The sequence below is a fragment of the Geodermatophilus sp. SYSU D00691 genome (assembly GCF_054050275.1).
Genome location: NZ_JBJGYZ010000024.1, coordinates 68,622 through 89,410 on the forward strand (window position 1 = coordinate 68,622; position 20,789 = coordinate 89,410).

At 75.9% G+C, this 20,789-nt stretch carries 18 protein-coding genes; 13 read left to right on the top strand and 5 right to left on the bottom strand.

Features of this window, described 5'->3' with window-relative positions; genetic code table 11:
• Positions 1–98: 98 nt before the first annotated feature.
• Both ACI797_RS17580 and ACI797_RS17585 read left to right on the top strand, forming a co-directional pair.
• The gene (locus ACI797_RS17580) at positions 99–380 is read left to right on the top strand and encodes a hypothetical protein (RefSeq protein WP_456860037.1); all 282 of its coding nucleotides are present in this window, start codon (positions 99–101) and stop codon (positions 378–380) included.
• A 209-nt stretch (positions 381–589) separates the two neighbouring features.
• Positions 590–958 (top strand): hypothetical protein, encoded by a 369-nt coding sequence (locus tag ACI797_RS17585; RefSeq protein WP_456860038.1) that lies wholly within the window; start codon positions 590–592, stop codon positions 956–958.
• Positions 959–961: 3 nt separating this feature from the next.
• Here the strand turns inward: ACI797_RS17585 and ACI797_RS17590 are convergent, their stop codons facing one another.
• Positions 962–3,943 carry a sacsin N-terminal ATP-binding-like domain-containing protein gene (locus ACI797_RS17590; RefSeq protein WP_456860039.1) on the bottom strand — a complete coding sequence of 994 codons (2,982 nt, stop codon included), beginning with the start codon at positions 3,941–3,943 and terminating at the stop codon, positions 962–964.
• A 42-nt stretch (positions 3,944–3,985) separates the two neighbouring features.
• On the opposite strand from ACI797_RS17590, the gene ppk2 reads away from it, so the two are divergent.
• The 3 genes from ppk2 to ACI797_RS17605 are packed head-to-tail and all read left to right on the top strand — an operon-like array spanning position 3,986 to position 8,130.
• Positions 3,986–4,933, top strand: a complete 948-nt coding sequence (gene ppk2, locus ACI797_RS17595; protein WP_456860040.1) for a polyphosphate kinase 2 — start codon at positions 3,986–3,988, stop codon at positions 4,931–4,933.
• 54 nt (positions 4,934–4,987) lie between these two features.
• Positions 4,988–6,526, top strand: a complete 1,539-nt coding sequence (locus tag ACI797_RS17600) for an aldehyde dehydrogenase family protein (RefSeq protein WP_456860041.1) — start codon at positions 4,988–4,990, stop codon at positions 6,524–6,526.
• On the top strand, positions 6,526–8,130 hold the full coding sequence (locus ACI797_RS17605; RefSeq protein WP_456860042.1) for a GMC family oxidoreductase: 1,605 nt from the start codon (positions 6,526–6,528) through the stop codon (positions 8,128–8,130). Before ACI797_RS17600 ends, ACI797_RS17605 begins: the two co-directional genes overlap by 1 nt.
• 52 nt (positions 8,131–8,182) lie before the next feature.
• On the opposite strand, the gene ACI797_RS17610 is transcribed toward ACI797_RS17605, so the two are convergent.
• Complete coding sequence (locus ACI797_RS17610; protein WP_456860043.1) at positions 8,183–8,389, bottom strand: hypothetical protein; 207 nt, start codon at positions 8,387–8,389, stop codon at positions 8,183–8,185.
• A gap of 144 nt (positions 8,390–8,533) precedes the next feature.
• Between ACI797_RS17610 and ACI797_RS17615 the strand changes: the two genes are divergently transcribed.
• Positions 8,534–9,337: a helix-turn-helix transcriptional regulator gene (locus tag ACI797_RS17615; protein WP_456860044.1), complete on the top strand. Its 804-nt coding sequence runs from the start codon at positions 8,534–8,536 to the stop codon at positions 9,335–9,337.
• Here the strand turns inward: ACI797_RS17615 and ACI797_RS17620 are convergent.
• A complete protein-coding gene (locus ACI797_RS17620) occupies positions 9,299–10,615 on the bottom strand; it encodes an MFS transporter (RefSeq protein WP_456860045.1) in 1,317 nt (438 codons plus the stop codon). The two genes, ACI797_RS17615 and ACI797_RS17620, sit on opposite strands and share 39 nt — an antisense overlap.
• 72 nt (positions 10,616–10,687) lie before the next feature.
• Here ACI797_RS17620 and ACI797_RS17625 point away from each other — a divergent pair, with 72 nt between their 5' ends.
• On the top strand, positions 10,688–11,656 hold the full coding sequence (locus ACI797_RS17625; protein WP_456860046.1) for a GlxA family transcriptional regulator: 969 nt from the start codon (positions 10,688–10,690) through the stop codon (positions 11,654–11,656).
• A gap of 46 nt (positions 11,657–11,702) precedes the next feature.
• On the opposite strand, the gene ACI797_RS17630 is transcribed toward ACI797_RS17625, so the two are convergent.
• Positions 11,703–15,179 (bottom strand): PKD domain-containing protein, encoded by a 3,477-nt coding sequence (locus ACI797_RS17630; RefSeq protein ID WP_456860047.1) that lies wholly within the window; start codon positions 15,177–15,179, stop codon positions 11,703–11,705.
• Between the two features lie 432 nt (positions 15,180–15,611).
• Between ACI797_RS17630 and ACI797_RS17635 the strand changes: the two genes are divergently transcribed.
• A complete protein-coding gene (locus tag ACI797_RS17635) occupies positions 15,612–17,153 on the top strand; it encodes a DEAD/DEAH box helicase (protein WP_456860048.1) in 1,542 nt (513 codons plus the stop codon).
• A 40-nt stretch (positions 17,154–17,193) separates the two neighbouring features.
• Positions 17,194–17,700 (top strand): hypothetical protein, encoded by a 507-nt coding sequence (locus tag ACI797_RS17640; RefSeq protein WP_456860049.1) that lies wholly within the window; start codon positions 17,194–17,196, stop codon positions 17,698–17,700.
• A gap of 2 nt (positions 17,701–17,702) precedes the next feature.
• Here the strand turns inward: ACI797_RS17640 and ACI797_RS17645 are convergent, their stop codons facing one another.
• Entirely contained in the window at positions 17,703–18,233 is a 531-nt protein-coding gene (locus ACI797_RS17645; protein WP_456860050.1) for a helix-turn-helix domain-containing protein, read from the bottom strand.
• A 57-nt stretch (positions 18,234–18,290) separates the two neighbouring features.
• Here ACI797_RS17645 and ACI797_RS17650 point away from each other — a divergent pair, with 57 nt between their 5' ends.
• The 4 genes from ACI797_RS17650 (at position 18,291) to ACI797_RS17665 (ending at position 20,647) form a co-directional block, all read left to right on the top strand.
• On the top strand, positions 18,291–18,632 hold the full coding sequence (locus ACI797_RS17650; RefSeq protein WP_456860051.1) for a hypothetical protein: 342 nt from the start codon (positions 18,291–18,293) through the stop codon (positions 18,630–18,632).
• A 1-nt stretch (position 18,633) separates the two neighbouring features.
• Complete coding sequence (locus tag ACI797_RS17655) at positions 18,634–19,554, top strand: alpha/beta hydrolase family protein (RefSeq protein ID WP_456860052.1); 921 nt, start codon at positions 18,634–18,636, stop codon at positions 19,552–19,554.
• Positions 19,555–19,731: 177 nt separating this feature from the next.
• The gene (locus tag ACI797_RS17660) at positions 19,732–20,208 is read left to right on the top strand and encodes a cupredoxin domain-containing protein (protein ID WP_456860053.1); all 477 of its coding nucleotides are present in this window, start codon (positions 19,732–19,734) and stop codon (positions 20,206–20,208) included.
• Between the two features lie 19 nt (positions 20,209–20,227).
• Positions 20,228–20,647, top strand: a complete 420-nt coding sequence (locus tag ACI797_RS17665; protein ID WP_456860054.1) for a hypothetical protein — start codon at positions 20,228–20,230, stop codon at positions 20,645–20,647.
• Positions 20,648–20,789: the final 142 nt, after the last annotated feature.

The following is a 20,789-nucleotide window of genomic DNA, read 5'->3' on the forward strand; positions in this document are numbered from 1 at the left end:
ACGGTACGGAGCGGATCACCGCACCGCAAGGCACCGCGGCCCCGACCGGTTGCGCACCACCGATCCCGTTCCGCACGGCCGTGGCGGATACTGGATGCGTGGCGAAACGGTGGCTTCTCGGAGGTGCCGTCTGGGCGGTGCTCACCGGCCTGGCGGTCTGGCTGCTCCACCCCGTCCTCGCCGCCTTCGTAGGCATCTTCGCCGCGACGCTGGTCGTGGTGGTGGCCGTCGCGGGTGACTGGGAGCGCCACCCGACCTTCGAGCAGCGCGAGCTCGACCGCGCCCGCAAGCGCGCCGCCAAGCGGGAGCGGACCAAGGACGCCCGCGCCAGGGACCGGGCGCTGTGGGAGGCCCACCAGGCGCGCAAGGGCGGCCGGTAAATCGTTCGACGGCCCTCGCGGCCGCTGGCTAGCGTGCTGCGCGTGTGGAACTCCCTGCGGCTGCGCCGTTCCTGAACGGCTCGCGCCGAGCGGCCCGCTGAGCCGCTCCCGCCGGCACCGCTGACCGCCGGCTCCCTCTCCGCTCCCCTTCCCCGTCCCGGGCTGCCCCGCGCCCCGGGCCGGCGCCGCTGCCCGCAGGAGGTACCGCCTTGTCACGCCCTGCCCACTCCCCCGCCGACGGCGCGGTCGCCACCGCCCGCGCCGCCCTCCCCGCCGACGAGGCCGCCCGGTTCGACCGGCTGACCTCGGCCGTCCTCGCCTCGTCGTCGCTCGGCCCGGCGCTCCGGTCGGCCCTGCCCGGGCCGGCGGGCTTCCGCTGGCTGCACACGCAGGGGGTGTCGCCCACCGCTCGCCCGGCGTCGCTCTCCGCCGAGCAGTGGCTGTCGCTGTTCGCCGTCTGGACGACGTCCGGCCGGGTGCCGGCGGCCGGGGCGCCGGTGGCCCGCGGCGCCCGCGGTCGGTCGTCCAACGGTCACGGCCACGCCCCCGGCGCGATGGCGGCACCGCGCTGGCACTGACGGTCAGCCCGTCACGCCGTCCTCGGCGGCCAGCTGGTCGGCGCGGTCGGGGTGTGCGAACGCCTCGGCCACGGCCTGGCGGAGTGGCCACGCGCCCGCCCGCCAGGCCAGCGCCCGGCCGCTGGCGTCCGGCGTCCCGTCCACGGCGTCGACGTCCGCCCCGGGCCACCAGGGCACCCGCCGGCCGCCGACGGTGAGCGCGGCGTGCACGGCCACCTCGCCGTCCAGGTCGTCCAGGCCCAGCCGGGCCGCGGCCAGCGCGGCGCCCGGCACCTCTCGCCAGGGCAGCCGCCGCTCCGGCGTGCCGTCCGGGGCACCCGACACGAGCTCGCTCGCCAGCGGCAGGTCGAGCAGGTCGGCGACCGCCTCGGGGTCACCGCCGGCGGGCACCAGCGGCGCGTCGACCAGCGGCTGCACCCACGGCACGTCGAGCACGACGGCGTCCTCGACCACGCGGTCGGGCGCCACCCGGATCCGGGCCGGCGGCGCGACGTCGACCCCGTCGAGAGCCGCGGCCAGCCGGGCGTAGACCGTGCGCAGCACCTCGGGGCGCACGGTGCGGGCCCGGTCGCCGAGCCGCTCGAGCAGGTCGAGCGCGCCGTCGACGTCGGCGAGGACGTCGTCCACCGTGGCCGGCGGCCGCAGCAGGTCCAGCAGCGCCGGGTCGGCGGCGGCCGGTTCGTACAGTCCCTGCAACGAGGTGCCGCGGGGGTCGCGCAGCCGGTCGGGTCGCCGTCCCTCCAGGACGGGATGGGTCGACAGCCACCACCGCAGGTACGACGGGACGGCGACCTCGCCGAGCCGCACGTCGGCCCACGCCGCGGCCGGCAGCGCGGCCAGCAGCGGGAGGGCACCCGCCCAGTCGACGACCAGCTCGAGGTCGCGGACGGCGGTCAGCGACGGCCAGGCGGGCGGCGGCGCACCGGGCGGCAGCCGGTCGAGGACGGCGTCGGCCCAGTCCTCGGCGCCGTCGACGTCGAGCTCGTCCGGGTCGTCGGCGGTGACCAGCGCGAAGGTGCCGAGGACGCCGACCGCCCGCAGCGCCTCGGGGTCGCCGGCCAGCGCGGGGTCGAGCAGCCCGAGCGCGCCCTGGGCGAGGACGGCGGCCAGCGGCGAGCCGGGCAGCACCAGCTCACCGGCCGGCGCCCACCCGCCGTCGGCGTCGGGGAGCGCGAGCTCGGCCAGCCACGGCAGCTCCCCGGGCGCCGGGCGGGCGGCGGCCACCAGCGCCAGCACGGCGTCGGCCAGCGCGCGCGGATCGGGCCCGTCGAGCTCGTCGACGGCGTCCACCGACTCCTCGACCGCGGCCCGCACGGCCGGGTCGGCCAGCACCGCGGCCGCCGTGGCCGGGCGCGCGCCCAGCCGCTCCAGCAACCGCCGCCCATCCGGCCCCGCGACGGCCTCCGGGTGCGCGACGCGCAGGCCCAGCGGACCGAGCCGCTCCACCGGCAGCCCGGGCTCGGGCAGCAGCACGCCGGCGGCGCCGTGCGCGGTGCGGCCGTCGGCGAGCGGGACCGGCAGCGCGCCCAGCTCCTCGCGGTCGGCGTCGGCGAACGCCGCGTAGAGGCCGGCCCACCAGGCCGGCGGCTGGTCGACGCCGCGGACTGCCTCGACCACGTCGGCGAGACCGACCCGCCGCACGCCGAGCGCGGTCCGCGCCGGCGCGTCGGCCCGGCGCGACCAGCTCGCCGGCAGCAGCCCCGGCACGACGCCGGTCAGCGCCGCGACCCGCTCGTCGGTCGGGTCGTCGAGGACCGCGGCGCGCCAGGGCGGCTGCACCGCGTCGTCGTCCCCGGCCACGGGCAGCCACGCGGCGGCGCGCAGCCGGTCGAGCACCGCGGCGCCGAGGACGGCGTCGAGCTCGGCGGCGGCCAGCCCGGTCCGCGGCACCAGGCCGAGGACGGCGGCGTCGCGGGGCAGCGCCGCGACCAGGTCGGCGCAGGCGTCGGCGGCGACCTCGGCCAGCGCGGCGGTGACCGGCCCGGGCAGCACGTGCCGCCGGTCGGGCCCGAGCGGGAACGGCGCGATCAGCCGGACGGGCAGCGCCAGGGGCTCGTCGCTCGGCGTCGGCGCGTGCACGACCTGCGGCACCGGCAGCGGGCGGGGCCGGCCGTCGTCGTCCAGGGGCGCGGCGCAGGTGACGGTGTAGCCGCGGCGCTCGCGCTCCTCGACCGGCCGCTCGGCGAACAGCGCGGCCGGCAGCTCCCCCGACCGTTCTGCCACCTGCCACACCGTCGTCCGCCCGCCGTCCGACAACACCGCTTTCCGCACCGGAAGCGGTCCCGCTCTCGGTGCGGAAAGCGGTTCGACGGTCAGGGTGCGGACGGCGTCGCCGACGACGACGTCGATCCGCTCCAGGCCGGGGAGGGCGAGCAGCAGCTCGGCCTGGACGGCGCCGAGGGCGGTCCGCACGGTCGCGTGGGCGCCCGGCCGCAGCGGCAGCACGACCTCGGTGGCGAACCCCTCCGGCGGGGAGCCGGGCGCCGGCCACGGCAGCCGCAGCACCGGCACCGCACCGTCCCGGCGGGCCAGCTCGCCGGCCAGGGCGGGGACGGCGGCCACCTCCGCGCGGGTGCGCCCGGCGCTGAACGCCACGCCGCCGGAGACCGAGACGACGGCCGGCTCGTCGCTGACCGCCAGCACCGCGGCGAACCCCACGCCGAACCGGCCCACCGTCGACCCGTCCCGCTTCGCCGACGCCCGGAGGGTGACCAGCGCCTGCACGCCCGCGGCGTCCAGCGGCGCCCCGGTGTTGGCGGCCCGCAGCTCGTCGGCGCGCAGCTCCAGCCGCAGCACGCCGCGCTCGCCGGCCCGCAGCGCGGCGTCGGCGGCGTTCTGCGCCAGCTCGACCAGCACCCGGTCGCGATAGCCGCCGCGGACCAGGTCCTCCTCCGCGTTGGCGTCCTCCCGGAAGCGGGCCGGGCTGTCCGCCCACGCCGCGAGCACCCGCCGCCCGATCCCCGCGGTGTCGAAGGGGTCGGGCACGCCGACAGCATCGCAGCGCCCGCGGGCGGGTAGTGCGCCGGTGTGAGCACCGACGCCCCGCCCCTCGCCTCGACCGTCGACCTCTCGCAGTACCGCCTCCAGGCGCTGCCCGACGAGGACTCCGACGAGGACTGGGACGACGACGGCGCCCTGTTCGGCCCCGACGGGCGGCTGGTCGAGACCTGGCGCGAGGGCTACCCGTACGACGAGAAGCTGCCGCGGGGGGTGTACGAGCGGGAGAAGCGCCGCCTGCAGATCCAGCTGCTGCGCTTCCAGGGCTGGGTCAAGGAGAGCGGCCAGCAGGTCGTCGTCCTCTTCGAGGGCCGCGACGCCGCCGGCAAGGGCGGCACGATCAAGCGCTTCACCGAGCACCTCAACCCGCGCGGCGCCCGCGTGGTGGCGCTGGACAAGCCCAGCGAGCGCGAGCAGACCCAGTGGTACTTCCAGCGCTACGTGCAGCACCTGCCCGCGGCCGGGGAGATCGTGCTGTTCGACCGGTCCTGGTACAACCGCGCCGGCGTCGAGCGGGTCATGGGCTACGCCACCGACGAGCAGTACGAGCGCTTCACCCGGCAGGCGCCGGAGTTCGAGCGGATGCTCGTCGACAGCGGCATCTGCCTGGTCAAGTTCTGGTTCTCGGTCTCGCGCCGCGAGCAGCGCACCCGCTTCATCGTCCGGCAGCTCGACCCGGTCCGGCAGTGGAAACTCTCCCCCACCGACCTCGCCTCGCTGGACCGCTGGGACGACTACACCGCGGCCAAGGAGGCGATGTTCGCCGCCACCGACACCCCCTGGGCGCCGTGGACGGTGATCAAGAGCAACGACAAGAAGCGGGCCCGCCTCGAGGCGATGCGGTACCTGCTGTGCCGGTCGGAGTACGACGGCAAGGACGAGCGCGTGGTCGGCCGCCCCGACCCGAACATCGTCGTCGCCGCCGCCGACGTCCTGGAGTCCGACCGGGAGACGCTGGAGACGGCGCAGGCGTCCTGACGGCGCCCGACACCGACCCTACGCGCCGGTAACTTGCGGGGTAACCTCCGCCACATGTCGCTCGCCGAAGAGATGGACACGGTCACCGCTGTCGCCGCGGGCACGGTCGACCGGCACGCCACCACCGAGACGTTCGAGTCCACCGATCCGGCCACCGGCGCCGTCGTCGGCGTCTTCCCCGTGCACGACGCCGACGCCGTCCGCGAGACGGTCGCGAAGGCCCGGCCGGCCGCCGAGGCCTGGCAGGCCCTCGGGTACGACGGCCGCAAGCAGCGGCTGGCCGCCTACCGCGGCTACCTCGCCCGGCGGATGCACGAGCTGACCGACCTGGTGCACCGGGAGAACGGCAAGCCCCACGCCGACGCCATCCTCGAGATCACCCTGGCCGTCGACCACCTCGCGTGGGCCGGCGGGCACGCCCGCAAGACCCTCGGACCGCGCCGCGTGAGCGCCGGCCTGCTCGCCGCCAACCACGCCGCGTACCTGGAGTACCAGCCGCTCGGCGTCATCGGCGTCATCGGCCCGTGGAACTACCCGGTGTTCACGCCGATGGGCTCGATCGCCTACGCGCTGGCCGCCGGCAACGCGGTCGTGTTCAAGCCGTCGGAGCACACCCCCGCCGTGGGCGCGTGGCTGGCCGCCGCCTGGCGGGCCGCCGTCCCCGACGCGGCCGACGCGTTCCAGGTGGTCACCGGCTTCGGCGAGACCGGCGGCGCGCTGTGCCGCGCCGGCGTCGACAAGGTGGCGTTCACCGGCTCGGCGCCGACCGGGAAGAAGGTCATGGCCGCCTGCGCGGAGAACCTGGTGCCCGTGCTCATGGAGCTCGGCGGCAAGGACGCGATGATCGTCGACGACGACGCCGACGTCGCCGCGGCCGCCGACGCGGCCGTGTGGGGTGGGCTGAGCAACGCCGGGCAGACCTGCATCGGCATCGAGCGCGTGTACGCCACCGAGAAGGTCTACGACGCCTTCGTCGCCGAGGTGCGCCGTAAGGTCGAGGGCCTGCGGCCGGGGTCGGACGACGACGCCGCCTACGGCCCCATGACCATGGCGTCGCAGGCCGACGTGGTGCGCCGCCACCTCGAGGACGCGACGGCGAACGGCGGGCGGGCGCTGGTCGGCGGCACCGTCGACGGCGGCCTCATCGCCCCGACCGTGCTGGTCGACGTGCCCGAGACCTCCGCCGCCGTCCGCGAGGAGACCTTCGGCCCGACGCTGACCATCACGAAGGTGCGCGACGCCGAGGAGGCGCTCGAGCGGACCAACGCCACGACCTACGGCCTGGCCGGCGCGGTGTTCTCGCGGTCCAAGGACAAGGCGATGGACCTCGCCCGGCGCATGCGCAGCGGGATGACGTCGGTCAACTCGGTGCTCACCTTCGCCTCGGTGCCGGCGCTGCCCTTCGGCGGCGTGGGCGACAGCGGCTTCGGCCGCATCCACGGCGAGGACGGCCTCAAGGAGTTCACCCGGGCCAAGGCGATCACCCGGCGGAAGTTTCCCCTCCCGGTGGACCTGATGAGCTTCGGCCGGCCGGCGCAGGCCGCCGACGCCCTCGCCCGGGTGATGGGCCTCGTGCACGGGCGGCACCGCTGATGGCGGGGTACGACGTCGTCGTCGTCGGGGCGGGCTCGGCCGGCGCCGCGCTGGCCGGGCGGCTGTCGGAGGACCCGTCGCTGCAGGTGCTCCTGCTCGAGGCCGGCGGCTCCGACGACGTCCTCGAGGTCAAGATCCCCGCGGCGCTGTACAAGCTGTGGCGCACCCGCCGGGACTGGAACTACACCACCGAGCCGCAGCCCGGTCTCGGCGGCCGCCGGCTGTTCTGGCCGCGCGGCAAGATGCTCGGCGGCTCGTCGTCGTTCAACGCGATGATCTACGTCCGCGGCGCGGCGGCCGACTACGACGAGTGGGCCAAGCTCACCGGCGACGACTCCTGGTCCTACGACCACGTGCTGCCGCTGTTCACGCGCATGGAGGACAACGCCCGCGGCGCCGACGAGCACCACGGCGTCGGCGGCCCGCTGCGCGTGGAGGACCTCCGCTCGCCGCACCGGTGGAGCCGCGCCGTCGTCCAGGCCGCGGTGGCGGCCGGCTACCCGCGCAACGAGGACTTCAACGGCCCCACCCAGGAGGGCGCCGGCTTCTACCAGGTCACCCAGCGGCGGGGCCGGCGCTGGTCGGTCGCCGACGCCTACCTGCGGCCGGCGCTGGACCGGCCGAACCTGACGGTGCTCACCGGCGCGCACGCGACCCGGGTGCTGGTCGAGGGCGGCCGCGCCACCGGCGTCGAGTACCGCCACGGCGGCGCGCCGCACACCGCCCGCGCCGCGGCCGAGGTGGTGCTCGCCGGCGGCGCGATCAACTCGCCGCAGCTGCTCCTGCTCTCGGGCATCGGCCCGGCCGACCACCTGCGCGAGGTCGGCGTCGACGTCGTCCACGACCTGCCCGGCGTCGGCCGGGGGCTGCAGGACCACCCGCTCGTGCCGGTCATCTGGCACGTGCGCAGCGGCAGGTCGCTGTTCCGGGCCGAGTCGCCGTCGGGCTACGCGCAGTGGTTCGGCGCCCGCCGTGGCCCGCTGACGTCGAACCTGGCCGAGGCGGGGCTCTTCACCCGCTCCCGCGACGACCTCGCCGAGCCCGACCTGCAGTTCCACTTCCTGCCGGTCAAGTTCTGGCGGCAGGCCGAGGTCGACCCGGACGTCGACGCCTTCACCGCCGCCACGGTGCTGGTGCACGTGCACTCGCGCGGCTCGGTGCGGCTGCGCTCGGCCGACCCGTCGTGGGCGCCGGCGATCGACGCCGGCTACCTCACCGACGAGCGCGACCTCGACGCCCTGGTCGCCGGCGTGGGCAAGGCCCGGGAGATCGCGCAGACGGCGCCGCTGGCCCCGGTGCTCGCCGAGGAGTGGTCGCCGGGCGGCACGGTGTCGGGGCGGGAGGCGATGCGGGCGAAGGTCCGCGCCACGCTCGAGTCGCTCTACCACCCGGTGAGCTCCTGCCGGATGGGCGTCGACGACCTCGCCGTCGTCGACCCCCAGCTGAAGGTGCACGGCCTCGAGGGCCTGCGGGTGGTGGACGCCTCGGTGATGCCGACGCTGGTCCGCGGCAACACCAACGCGCCGACGATCATGATCGCCGAGCGGGCCGCCGACCTGATCCGCGGCCGCAGCGTCGACCCCGCCCTGACCGCCGCCTCCTGACCGCTCCCGGCGCCGGGAGCCGAACCTCTCCCGGCGCCGGGAGCGGCAGTGGTCAGCAGGGCAGGCCGGGGCCGACCTCGGCGCAGAGGTCGTCGACGACGGGCAGGTTCCCGGTGCCGGTGGCGGGGTCCGCCCGGCCGGAGGCGAGCACGACGACGGTCACCGTCACGGCGACCGCGAGGACGACCGCGGCGAGGGCGAGCAGGAGGCGGTGTCCGGCGGCCCAGACGTGGGCCGGCCGGGAGGAGATGGCGGACATCGGGGGCTCCTCCGACGAGGACCAGCAGGGACGGCGGCGACGCTGCTCGTCCCGCCCGCGGACCGGTATCCGCCTTCGTGCGTATTCCGCCGGCACCCGGGCGGTCCTACCGTTCCGGCAGGGGAACCGGCCTTCGGAGGAGCCATGCCGAACGGTCACCTGGGCGAGCGCGACCTCGACCGCCTGCTCCGCGTCCTCGCCGAGGCCCGGGCCGACGAGCCCGGCCCGGCGATGCCGTGGGCCCTCCTCGCGGGCCTGCACGAGCTGATCCCGTGCGACTACGACATCAGCTACCAGCACCACGACTACCGGCACCGCCAGGTGCTGCTCATGCAGGGCGTCGAGCTCGCCGGTGACCGCTTCGGGCCCGTCGGTCCGGACCCGCCGACACCGGAGCACCCGTTCTGGCCGCTGTCCTGGCGGGGGATGTGCTCCTGGGCCCAGCGCACCGGCGACATGAGCGTCGTCCACAGCGGGGACGCCTACGCCTCGGACCGCGAGCGGCGGGCCGACCCGATGACCGACCTCCTCCCGGGCATCCGCCACGAGATGGTCCTGACCCTGCCCGCGCCCCCCGGCGAGGCGCGGCGGATCCTCTTCTTCCGCTCCGACGGCCCGCCCTTCACCGAGCGGGAACGGCAGCTCGCCGAGCTGGTCCGCCCGCACGTCCAGGAGATCTGGCTCACCGCCGAGCGACGCCGGGCCGGCGTCCCGCGGCTGACCCCGCGGGAGTGGGAGGTGCTGGCGCTGGCCGCGGCCGGCTGGTCCTACGCCGAGATCGCCGCGCAGCTGTTCCTGTCGGTCGGCACGGTGCGCAAGCACATGGAGCACGTCCGGGAGCGGCTCGGCGTGCACAGCATCGCCGCGGCGGCCGCGGTGGCGATGCCGCACGCGCCCCGGGCCGTCGCCTCAGCCGTGGGTCGAGGCGGCGGCGGCCTGCACCGGTGACGGCGGCAGCCCGGCGAACGAGCCGTCCCGCGGGCCGCGGCGGATCGAGATCGACAGCGCCGAGGCCAGGAGGCAGAGCAGCCCGGCGGCGTACCAGGCGGGGTTGTAGGAGCCGGTGAGGTCGCGGACGACGCCGCCGCCGAACGCGGCGATCGCCGAGCCGACCTGGTGGGCGGCGAAGACCCAGCCGAACACCACCGGCGCGCGGGCGCCGAAGTACTCGCGGCACAGCGCCAGCGTCGGCGGCACGGTGGCCACCCAGTCCAGCCCGTAGAAGACGATGAACGCCACCATCGACAGCCCCACGCCCGGCGCGAACAGCGAGGGCAGCAGGAACAGCGACAGCCCGCGGAACAGGTAGTAGGTGAGCAGCAGCAGCCGCGGGTCGTAGCGGTCGGTCAGCCAGCCGGAGAAGATCGTGCCGGCGATGTCGAAGATCCCGACCACGGCGAGCAGGCCCGCGGCGGTGGTGACCGGCATGCCGTGGTCGTGCGCCGCCGGGATGAAGTGCGGCTGCACCAGGCCGTTGGTCGAGGCGCCGCACACCATGAAGCTCACGGCCAGCACCCAGAAGACCCGGCTGCGCGCGGCGTCGGCCAGCCCGCGCAGCGCGGTGCGCGCCGCGCCGGTGCGCACCGGGTCGACGTCGTCGGCGGCGGTGCCGCCGTAGGGGACGACGCCCACGTCGCGCGGCCGGTCGCGCAGCAGCCACGCCACCAGCGGGACGACGGCCAGGGCGGCCGCGGTGGTGCCCAGCGCCGCCGTCCGCCACCCCCAGCGCGCGTCGGCCCACGCGACCAGCGGGAGGAACACCAGCTGGCCGGCCGCGCCGCCCGCGGTGAGGATGCCGCTGACCAGGCCGCGGCGGGCGACGAACCAGCGGCCGGTCACGGTCGCCACCAGTGCCAACGCCATCGAGCCCGTGCCCAGGCCGACCAGCAGGCCCCAGAGCACGATGAGCTGCCAGCTCGCCGTCATGAACACGGTCAGGCCGCTGCCGAGCGCGGTGAGCAGCAGCGCCCCCATCACGACCCGGCGGATCCCGAAGCGCTCCATGAGCGCGGCGGCGAACGGCGCGGTCAGCCCGTAGAGGGCCATGTTGACGGCGACGGCGGCCGAGATGGTGGAGACCGACCAGCCGAACTCGGCGTGCAGCGGGTCGATGAGCACGCCGGGGACGGCGCGGAACGCGGCCGCGCCGACGAGGGCCAGGAAGGTCACCGCGGCCACCCACCAGGCGGGGTGGATCCGGCGCGTCGGCGCAGCGGTGCTCGTCACGACGGTCGAGGATGCCGGACGGCCCCCGGTGCGACGAGTGGCCGGACGGCCAACAAGTGCAAGGATCCGGCCATGCCGCCGTCCGCACCGCACGAGGTGGCCGTCGTGGCGCTCGACCGGGTGGTCGCCTGGGAGCTCGGCCTCCCCCACCGCCTGCTCGCCCTCGCCGAGGACGGCTCCGGCAGCCCGCTGTACCGGGTCCGCGTGGGCAGCGTCGACGGCGGACCGGTGCGGACGTCGGACGGCTTCACCGTCCAGCCCGACCACGACCTCTCCCTGCTGGACGGCGCGCAGACCGTCGTGATCCCCGGGATGGAGGGCGGCCCGGCGCTCGAGCGGGGCGAGATCCCCGACGCGCTGCGCACCGCCCTGCGGGAGGCCGCCGGGCGCGCCCGGCTGGTCTCCCTGTGCACCGGCGCCTCCGTGCTCGCCGCGGCCGGGCTGCTCGACGGCCGGCCGGCGGCCACCCACTGGCGCGACACCGAGCAGTTCCGCCGGGTGTTCCCGGCCGTGCACCTCGACCCCGACGTCCTCTTCGTCGACGACGGCGACGTGCTCACCTCGGCCGGGGTCGCCGCCGGCATCGACCTGCTGCTGCACGTGGTGCGGCGCGACCACGGCAGCGAGGTGGCCAACCGGGTCGCCCGGCGCAACGTCGTCGCCCCGTGGCGGGACGGCGGGCAGGCGCAGTTCGTCGAGCGCCCCGTGCCCGAGGACGGCGGCAGCGGGACGGCGGCCACCCGGATCTGGGCGCTCGACCGGCTCGGCGAGCCGCTGACGCTGGCCGACCTCGCCGGGCACGCGCACCTGAGCGTGCGCACCTTCACCCGCCGCTTCCGCGAGGAGACCGGCGACTCGCCGCTGCGCTGGCTGGCGGCCCAGCGGATCTCGCTGGCCCGGCACCTGCTGGAGTCGACCGACGCCCCGGTCGACCAGGTGGCCGCGCAGGCCGGCTTCGGCACGCCGGCGTCGCTGCGCGCGCACCTGCGCGCAGCCCTCGGCGTCTCGCCGCAGGCGTACCGCCGCTCGTTCCGCGGCTGAGCCGACGGGCCCGGCCCCCCGCGGGGGGCCGGGCCGGTCGGTCGGGTCAGGCCAGCGGCGTGACGGTGAAGGCGGTGACCCGCACCGTCGTCGCCACGGTGTTGGCGCTCGGCCGGTACACGTTCAGACCCACACCGCCCGGTGACTGCAGCGCCGCCGTGGTGTCTGTGCGGACCAGCTGCGGCGTGGCCGGTTCGGTCGCCCCGGTCCACACCGTCGCGCGCACCGTCGTGGTGCCGGTGCCCGAGACCTGGACCCGCACGTTGACCGGCGAGCCGGCGGTGTACGTCACCCCCGGGACGACGACCTCCCCGCCGGGGAAGGTCTCCGCGCCCCCGGAGAGCCGGGACAGGGCCAGGGCGACCGTGCCGTCGGGCAGCAGACGGACCCGCACGCGGTACTCGGTCCCCGTCCCGACCCGCCGGCCGGTGACGTAGACGTAGGTGCCGGTGCCCGTCGGCATCGCGCTGAGCGAGAACGTAGTGCGTGTGTCCGTCCCCGCCGGCAGCACCCGGTCGAGGTACGAGCCGGTGTTGTTGCCGGCCCCGGGGACGGTGAGCACGGCCGCGCCGGGCGTCACCGACTGGCGCGTCGCACCGGCCGACGCCGTCCACCTCCCACCGACGTCGGCGGTGCCGAGCCCGCCCGTGACGGTGCGCCCGAAGGTGTCGCGGACCAGCACGTCCGTCTGCGTCGCGGTCACCGTCACCGTGCCGGTGGACGTGTGCGTCGCACCGTCGTCGTCGGTGACGGTGAGCTGCACCGTGTAGGTGCCCGCGGCGGCGTAGTCGTGCGACGCGGTCGGGCCGGTCGCGGTCGCGCCGTCACCGAACGCCCAGGCATGGCCGGCGATCGTGCCGTCGGCGTCGCTCGACCCCCGCCCGTCGAACGTGGCGGTGAGGCCGGACGCCGACGAGGTGAACACCGCGTTCGGCAGGCGGTTCGGCGGCGGGGCGGTCACCGTCACCGGCGCGGTGACGGTGTGGGTGGCCCCGTCGTCGTCGGTCACGGTGAGCTGCACCGTGTAGGTGCCCGCGGCGGCGTAGGTGTGCGACTGCGTCCGGCCCGTGCCGATCGAGCCGTCCCCGAAGGACCACTCCCACGAGCTGACCGTCCCGTCGGTGTCGGCGGACGCCGACCCGTCGACCGTGGCGGCCAGGTCGGACACCGTCGACTGGAACCGGGCGGTCGGCGCGAGGTTGCTGCCCGAGCCGGTGCTGCCGAGGGTGTGGTGCTGGCGGACCTGGTCGGCGGTCAGCGGCGCCGGGTAGATCGCCACCTCGTCGATCCGGCCGTTCCACGTGCTGGCGCCGGCCCAGCTCTTGTCGGCGCCGATCCGCCAGTAGCCGTTGTACCGCTCGCCGCCGGTCACGCCGGTGCGCGAGGCCACCAGGTCGCCGTCGACGTAGAGCGACATCACGCCGCCGCCGATCGAGCCGACGACGTGGTGCCAGCGGCCGTCGTTGAGCCCGGTGCCGCTCTGCACGATCGCCCCCGCCGGGGTCGGCTTGGCGCCGAACAGCACCCGGCCGGCGGTGTCCATGTAGAGGTGCCGGTCGAAGATGTTGCTCTGACCGGTGCTGGTGTCGCCGAAGCCGACGATCCGGCCACCCTGCGCCGAGGTGGTCTGGAACCAGGCCTCGACGGCGAAGGTGTTGGGCCCGGCGATCAGCTGGCGGGTCGACGCGTAGGCGTTGGCGGTGCCGTTGAACGCGTACGCCGTGTCGGCGTCCCCGCTGACGGCCCCCGCCGCTCCGCGGGTGACGCCCGTGGCCAGGGTCAGGTCGGCCGTGCCGCCGAGGTCGTAGGCGGCACCGGAGCGGTCGCCGAGCGTCCAGTAGTCCGACGGCGTGGCCGCCTGGACGGCCTGCACGTAGGGCCGGGTGGTGCCGCCGGTGGCGACGGTGGCCGACGTCGTCCCCGAGGTGACGGTGTTGCCGAACGGGTCGGACGCCGTCACCCGGTACGTGTGCGTGCCTGCGGAGAGGCCGGTGTCGGCGAAGGCGATGGTGGGCATCGTCCACCACTGCGAGGCCCGGGTCGTCGTGTAGACGGGCGTCGTCCCGCCGTCCCGGTAGACGCGGTAGGTGAGGTGCTCGTTGTCGACGTCGCTGGTGGCCCGCCAGCTGACCCGGAGGGTGCCCGCGCCGAGCGACGCCAGCGTCGGGGTGAGCCCGGTGGAGCTGTCCGGCCCCACCCCGTTCGGAGCGAGGGAGGGCATCGCGAACCGCACCAGGCCCTGCTGGGCGACCCCGCCCACGCGGGGGAACTCCCCGCCGTAGACCACGTACTGCGCGTTGCCGGAGACGCTCCACCCGGCCTGGTACTGACCGGTGACGCTGCCCTGCGCGAGCGCCGGCCACCAGTTGAGCATCGACGGGGCGGGCTTGCCCATCCAGTTCTGGTTGTTCCACAGGTTGCCCGAGATCGTCGTCGTCGCCGAGAGGCCGAAGGCGGTCGCGTACTTCCAGACCACCGGGTTGGTCTCGGCGAAGCCGCCGATGAAGCTGCAGTTGTGCTGGTGCGAGGCGACGTAGAGCGCGCCGCCGGTGGCGAAGCTCGAGTAGGAGTCACCACGGCAGTACGCGCCCCAGCGCAGCGACCCGGTGGCCGGGTCGACCGCGAACGCGCCCTCGAAGTTGCCCGGGCCGCCGTAGTCGTAGGCGGTGCCGTAGACGTTGGTGCCGTCCGTCGACAGGCCCCACACCGCCGAGTCGGGGCCGTTGTTCGTGAGGATCGAGTTGATGCCGTACGAGCGGGTCTGCCCGGAGAGCGCGTCGATGGCGGCGATGCCCCGGGCGCTGACGCCGTTCACCGTGGCGAACCGGCCCCCCGCCACCACGAGCGCGCCGTTGTTGGCCAGGACCATCGTGAGGACCTCGTTGGCCGTGCCGTTGGGCACCGGCGCCCACGGCAGCAGGGTGCCGTCGGGCCGGACAGCCGCGAGCCGGGTGCGGCTCACCCCGCCGACGGCGGAGAAGCTGCCGCCGAAGTGGACGTGCTGGCTGCTGACCGCGATCGCGCGGACCTGCGAGTTGACGCTCGGCCGGAAGGTGGTGACGAGGGCACCGGTCGCCGTGTCGTAGGCGGCGATCCGGCTGCGCGCCTGGCCGTTGGCGACCGTGAAGTCCCCGCCCACGTAGATGCGCGAGCCGTCCGGCGAAGCGGTGACGACCATCGCCTGGGCGTTGAGATCGGGCGTGAACGACGTGACCAGGGCCCCGGTGCGGATGTCGTACGCGAGCAGGTTGTTGCGCACGACCTCCTGCGTCCCGGCGGCGGCACCGGCCGGGCGGGCACGGGTGAACCGGCCGGCGACGTAGACCGTGTTGCCGACGACGACCTGCGACCAGACCACGCCGTTGACCTGGACGGTGGGGAGCGGATCGGCGCTCACCGTGGTGGGCTGCGCGGCCGAGGCCGGCGGCGCGGAGTCGGCCTTGGCCACCTCCGGACCGACCATCCCCAGGGCCGCTGCCACGAGCAGCAGGCTCACCACACCGGCCACGAACCGGCTCGTCACGCCTGTTGCCCAGGCCTTCATGAAACGCCCCCCGTTTCAGCACGACTCGTCCCGAAATGACGAGCGCCGAACACTAAGCGTCACGAAGCGGGGGGCACCAGGGGACAAAGGGGCGCCCGATCCGGTGATCAGCTGGGCTTTCACCGCCGGAACTCGGGGTGCTGGTGACTCTTCGTGATGAAGGTGGCGGTCACCCTGTCCCCCGGTGGAGTGGGTGATGTGACACGCGACTCGCCCTTCCAGCACGCCGGGGAGGCGCCCCGTCTGGTTGAGTAGGGGTACCGGCGCCGCCCTCGCTCATCCCGAGCAGGACTCGACGTCGGGCCCGGGCAGCGCCACCGAGGCGCGCCAGGCCGTTCGACGTCCCCCGCCGGCGCGCGTTCCCCGCTGCGCTGCGGACGACGACGGCCACCACAGACGTCGAGGAAGTCCGTGACCCACCCTGCTCCGCAGTCCGACAGCACGCCCACCCGCACCCGCCGCCGCCGCGGTGGCCGCGGTCGCGGCAGCCACCCCGCCACCCGGCCCGCCCCGGTCGAGAGGGCCGTCGAGGCCCCGGTCCTCCCGGTCGGCGCCGAGGCCACCGTCCTGCCGACCGACACCACGTTCGAAGCCCTGGGCGTCCCCGCCCCGCTCGTCGAGGTGCTCGCCGCCAGCGGCATCACCGCACCGTTCCCGATCCAGGTCGCCACGCTGCCCGACAGCCTCGCCGGCCGGGACGTGCTCGGCCGCGGCCGCACCGGCTCGGGCAAGACGCTGGCGTTCGGCCTGCCGCTGGTCGCCCGGCTGGCCGCCTCCGACAGCCGGCGGACGCCGCGGAAGCCCCGCGCGCTGGTGCTCGTGCCGACCCGCGAGCTGGCCAACCAGGTGCTCGCCGTCGTCGAGCCGCTGGCCCGCGCGCTCGGCATGAGCGCGACGACGATCTTCGGCGGCGTCGGCCAGAACCCGCAGGTGCAGGCTCTGGCCCGCGGCGTCGACGTCGTCATCGCCTGCCCCGGCCGGCTCGAGGACCTCATCGGCCAGGGGCACGCCGACCTCTCCGCCGTCGAGATCACCGTGCTCGACGAGGCCGACCACATGGCCGACCTGGGCTTCCTGCCCGGCGTCAAGCGGCTGCTGGACCGCACGCCGAAGGGCGGCCAGCGGCTGCTGTTCTCGGCGACGCTGGACAACGGCGTCGACGTCCTGGTGAAGCGCTACCTCACCGCCCCGACGACGCACTCGGTCGACCCCGCGGTCGCCCCCGTCGCGACGATGACCCACCACGTCTTCCAGGTGGCCGCCGCCGACAAGGCGGAGGTGGTCCGCCAGCTCGCCTCCGGCCTCGGCCGCAGCGTGCTGTTCACGCGCACCAAGCACCAGGCGAAGAAGCTGGCCAAGCAGCTGACCGCGGCCGGTGTGCCCGCCGTCGACCTGCACGGCAACCTCAGCCAGAACGCCCGCGAGCGCAACCTCGAGGCGTTCAGCACCGGCAGCACGCGCGTCCTGTGCGCCACCGACATCGCCGCCCGCGGCATCCACGTCGACGACGTCTCGCTCGTCGTGCACGTCGACCCGCCGGCCGAGCACAAGGCCTACCTGCACCGCTCCGGGCGCACCGCCCGCGCCGGCGCCGGCGGCACCGTGGTGACCGTCTGCACGCCCGACCAGGCCGGCGAGGTGCGCACGCTGGCCCGCCAGGCCGGCATCCGCCCGACCGTCACCGCCGTCCGGCCCGGGGCCGCGGAGATCACCGCGCTCACCGGCCCGGCCGCGCCGTACGTCGAGCCGGCGCCCGCGCCGGCCGCGCAGCCGCAGGCCGCCGGCGGCGGCCGTCGTCGCCGCGGCGGTTCGTCGGGGAAGCCCGCGACGGCCGGATCGGCGGGGACGACCGGCCGCCCGACCGGACCGGCCCGCACGCGCGCCGAGCTGGCCGCGCGGGCCGGGACGACGTCGGCCGCCTCGTTCAGCGCCCGCTCCCGCCGGGGTCGCTGACCGGGCGGTTGACCGGCCGGGTGGTGGGCACTGTCCGCGCATGGCCCTGCCCATCACCCTCTCCGAGATCCCGGCCCGCGTGTCGGCCGGCGCGTTCATCCTCAACAGCGGCCTCGGCAAACGGGGCGCCGACGAGGCGACCGCCGCCGGCATGCACGGCTTCGCCGCCGGCACCTACCCGTTCCTCGGGTCGGTGCCGCCGCAGCAGTTCCTGAAGTACCTCTCGACCGCCGAGATCGTGCTCGGGGCCGCCCTGCTGACGCCGTTCGTGCCGACCGTCGTGGCCGGCACGGCGCTGACCGCCTTCTCCGGGGGCCTGCTCGGGCTCTACCTGCGCACGCCCGGCATGCGCAAGGAGGGCAGCCTGGCGCCGACCCAGGAGGGGCTGGCGCTGGCCAAGGACGCCTGGCTCGCCGGCATCGGCCTGTCGATCGTGCTGCGCGGGCTCAGCGGGCCGAGCGTCTCGGTGCGCAAGGCCGAGAAGCGGGCGCGCCGGGCCGAGAAGGCCGGCCGCCGCGAGGCCCGCAAGGCCGCCCGCACGTCCTGAGGTCAGCTGCCGGGCAGCTGGACGACGTGCACGATCCGGCGGCGCCGGCCCTCCCCCGGGCCGGCCGCCATCCGCTCCAGCAGCAGCGCGCGCAGCGCGAGCACGAACGAGGAGAACTCCTCGTCGGTCTGCCAGAGGGCGACCGTCCGGTAGCCGACGCCGTCGCGCGTGAGGTCGGGAGGCTCACCGGCGCGGTCGAGGTAGCGGTCGAAGTCCGCGAGGACACCGGCGACGAAGGTGCCGAACGCGTTCCGGTGCTCCTCCCCCGACAGGGAGGCGAGCTCGGCGGCACTCGGTGACGCCGCCCGGTCCACCAGCCGGTAGCTGCGCTCGGTGGCGCCGCGGACCCGGCGCTCCCCCACCACCTCCAGCACGCCGGCCTCCGCGAGGACGCCGACGTGCCGGTACAGCGTGGCCGCGGGCACGTCGGACAGCTCGGCCCGCAGGTCGGCCGTGGTCAGCGTCCGGCCGCCGAGGAACGTCTGGACGACGCGCAGCCGGACGGGGTGCAGGAGCAGGTCCGCGGTCGCCATCCGACCTCCACCGTTCTCATGTTTGGCATCGGTCGCAGCGATGAGAATAATCGAGGCATGGCCACCCTGCAACGCACCGCCGACACCGTCCGCGTCTCCTTCACCCCGGCCGAGAAGCTGGGCGGCCTGGTGCGGGACCTCGAGGTCCCCCGCAGCGCGGTCACCGGCGTCGCTCTCGTGACCGACCCCCTCGCCGACCTGCGGGGGCTGCGCGCGCCCGGCCTGGGGCTGCCCGGGGTCCGCAAGATCGGCACCTGGCGCCGGCGGGGCACCCGCACGCTGGTCAGCATCCGGCGGCACCAGCCCGCCGTCCGGGTCGACCTCTCCGGCCAGCGCTACGACACCCTGCTCATCGGGGCGGACGACGCCGCGGCGCTCGCCGCCGAGCTCGGCGGCTGACGTGCGCGAGATCCACCTCGTCACCCCTGGCGGCCTGGCCGGCACCCTCGCGCTCCCCGACGCGCCCGGTCCGCTGCCGGCGGTCCTGATCGCCTCGCGCTCGGGGCCGCTCGACCGCGACAGCAATCACAAGCGGGCCCGCTTCGACGTCGCCCGGCAACTGGCGCACGCCCTCGCCGACGCGGGGCTGGCCTCGTTGCGCTACGACAAGCGCGGCGTCGGCGAGAGCCCCGGCGACTGGCGCCGCGTCGGCCTGCTGCAGAACGTCGACGACCTCGGCGAGGTCCTCGCCGCGCTCGCCGCCCGCCCGGAGGTCGACCCCGGCCGCCTGCTGCTCGCCGGCCACAGCGAGGGAGCGCTGCTCGCCGCGGCGCTGGCCGTCCGCGGGGCACCAGTCGGCGGCGTCGTCCTGCTGTCGTCGTCGGCCACCCCCGGCGACGAGCTGCTGCGCCGGCAGGCGAGGCAGATCGCGCCGACGCTGCCCGCGCCGGTCCGCGGGCTGCTGCGGCTGCTGCGCACCGATCTGGAGGCGAGGGTCGCGCGCAACCACGAGAAGATCCGCGCGACCACCACCGACGTCGCCCGCATCGGCGGGGCGCGGCTCAACGCCCGGTGGACCCGCGAGTTCCTCGACCACGACCCGCGCGCCGACCTCCGCCGCATCACCGTCCCGGTGCTGGCGGTGACCGGGGCCAAGGATCTGCAGGTCGACCCCGCCGACCTCGACGTCGTCGCCGCGACCGTGCCCGGCCCGGTCACCGTGCACCGCGTCCCCGACCTGACGCACACCCTGCGCCGGCAGCCCGGGGCGCCGTCGCTCTCCGCCTACCGCCGCGAGCTGCGCGGGCCGGTCGACGCGGAGGTGCTCGACCTGGTGGCGAGCTGGTGCCGCGCGGTGACGGCGCTCGGGGCGAGCGCCTAGCGCGCGCGAAGGTCTGGCCCCCGGTTGCGGAACCGGGCAGAGTCGCCCGCACCCGGAGGACTCACACGGTCTTCACAGGCTGCGGAGGGTTCCGGGGAGGTCCTACAAGGTTGCAGTATCTGGCCAGCGGGATCGCGCGCCGTCCGGGCGCCGGCCGCCGGTCCGTGAGGAGGCACCGTGTTCCATGCCCGCCGACGTTCCGCCGCCGTGGTGCTCGCCGTCGCGCTCGGCGCCCTCACCGCGTGCGGGGGCGGCGACGACGACGAGGGCGGCGACACCGCCTCGGGCACGACCACGACCAGCAGCAGCAGCGCCACGTCCAGCGCGCCGGCCGAGACCAGCGCCGCCGAGACCAGCTCGAGCGCCCCGGCGGAGACCCAGGCCCTGGCCGTGAGCTCGGTCGACTTCGACTTCGAGATGGACAGCACCCAGCTGGCCGCCGGCGAGTACGAGATCACGCTCACCAACAACGGGGACGCCACCCACGACCTCGTCGTCGAGCGCGACGGCTCCGACGTCGCGGCCAGCGAGCAGATCGGCCCCGGCGAGTCCAGCACCTTCACCGTCACCCTCGAGCCCGGCTCGTACGCCTTCTACTGCTCCATCGGCAACCACCGGCAGATGGGCATGGAGGTCGACGTGACCGTCGCCTGACCAGGAAGAGGTGTCCGCGATGACCACGGCGACCGCGCCGGCCCGCACCGGGTCCGGGGCCCTGATCTGGGTGCTGCGCCTGCTCGGCGCCGCCGCCCTGGTCGGGCTGGCCTGGATCCACTGGTACCTGTGGCAGCAGGGCTACGACTCGATCGACGTCATCGGCCCGTCGTTCCTCGCCAGCGTCGTCCTGGGGATCGGCGGTGCGCTGCTGGTCCTGGTCACCCCGCTGCGCTGGCTGCCGGTCGCGGCGGTGCTCGGGGCGCTGCTGTGCCTGGGCACGCTCGGGGCGCTGATCGTCTCCACGACCGTCGGCCTGTTCGGCTTCAAGGAGTCGACGGCGGCGGAGCTGTGGTGGGAGTCGTTCTGGGTGGAGGCGGCGGGCTTCGTCGTCCTGGCTGTGCTGGCCGTGGTCGCCGCCCGCCGCCGGCGTTCCTGACGTCGGCGCCCGACTCCTGCCGAGATCGCGTGATCTCGGCAGCTCAGCGGCCCCGGTGGGGGGGGGGGGGGGGGGGGGGGGGGGGGGGGGGGGGGGGGGGGGGGGGGGGGGGGGGGGGGGGGGGGGGGGGAGGGGGGCGCGC

What these genes read in the sequence shown, in the direction of transcription:
- ACI797_RS17625 (WP_456860046.1), top strand. Translation starts at nt 10,688, where the DNA reads ATGCCGCCGTCCGCACCGCACGAGGTGGCCGTCGTGGCGCTCGACCGG.
- ACI797_RS17650 (WP_456860051.1), top strand. Translation starts at nt 18,291, where the DNA reads ATGGCCACCCTGCAACGCACCGCCGACACCGTCCGCGTCTCCTTCACC.
- ACI797_RS17665 (WP_456860054.1), top strand. Translation starts at nt 20,228, where the DNA reads ATGACCACGGCGACCGCGCCGGCCCGCACCGGGTCCGGGGCCCTGATC.
- ACI797_RS17610 (WP_456860043.1), bottom strand. Translation starts at nt 8,389, where the DNA reads ATGTCCGCCATCTCCTCCCGGCCGGCCCACGTCTGGGCCGCCGGACAC.
- ACI797_RS17605 (WP_456860042.1), top strand. Translation starts at nt 6,526, where the DNA reads ATGGCGGGGTACGACGTCGTCGTCGTCGGGGCGGGCTCGGCCGGCGCC.
- ACI797_RS17640 (WP_456860049.1), top strand. Translation starts at nt 17,194, where the DNA reads ATGGCCCTGCCCATCACCCTCTCCGAGATCCCGGCCCGCGTGTCGGCC.
- ACI797_RS17645 (WP_456860050.1), bottom strand. Translation starts at nt 18,233, where the DNA reads ATGGCGACCGCGGACCTGCTCCTGCACCCCGTCCGGCTGCGCGTCGTC.
- ACI797_RS17600 (WP_456860041.1), top strand. Translation starts at nt 4,988, where the DNA reads ATGTCGCTCGCCGAAGAGATGGACACGGTCACCGCTGTCGCCGCGGGC.
- ACI797_RS17615 (WP_456860044.1), top strand. Translation starts at nt 8,534, where the DNA reads ATGCCGAACGGTCACCTGGGCGAGCGCGACCTCGACCGCCTGCTCCGC.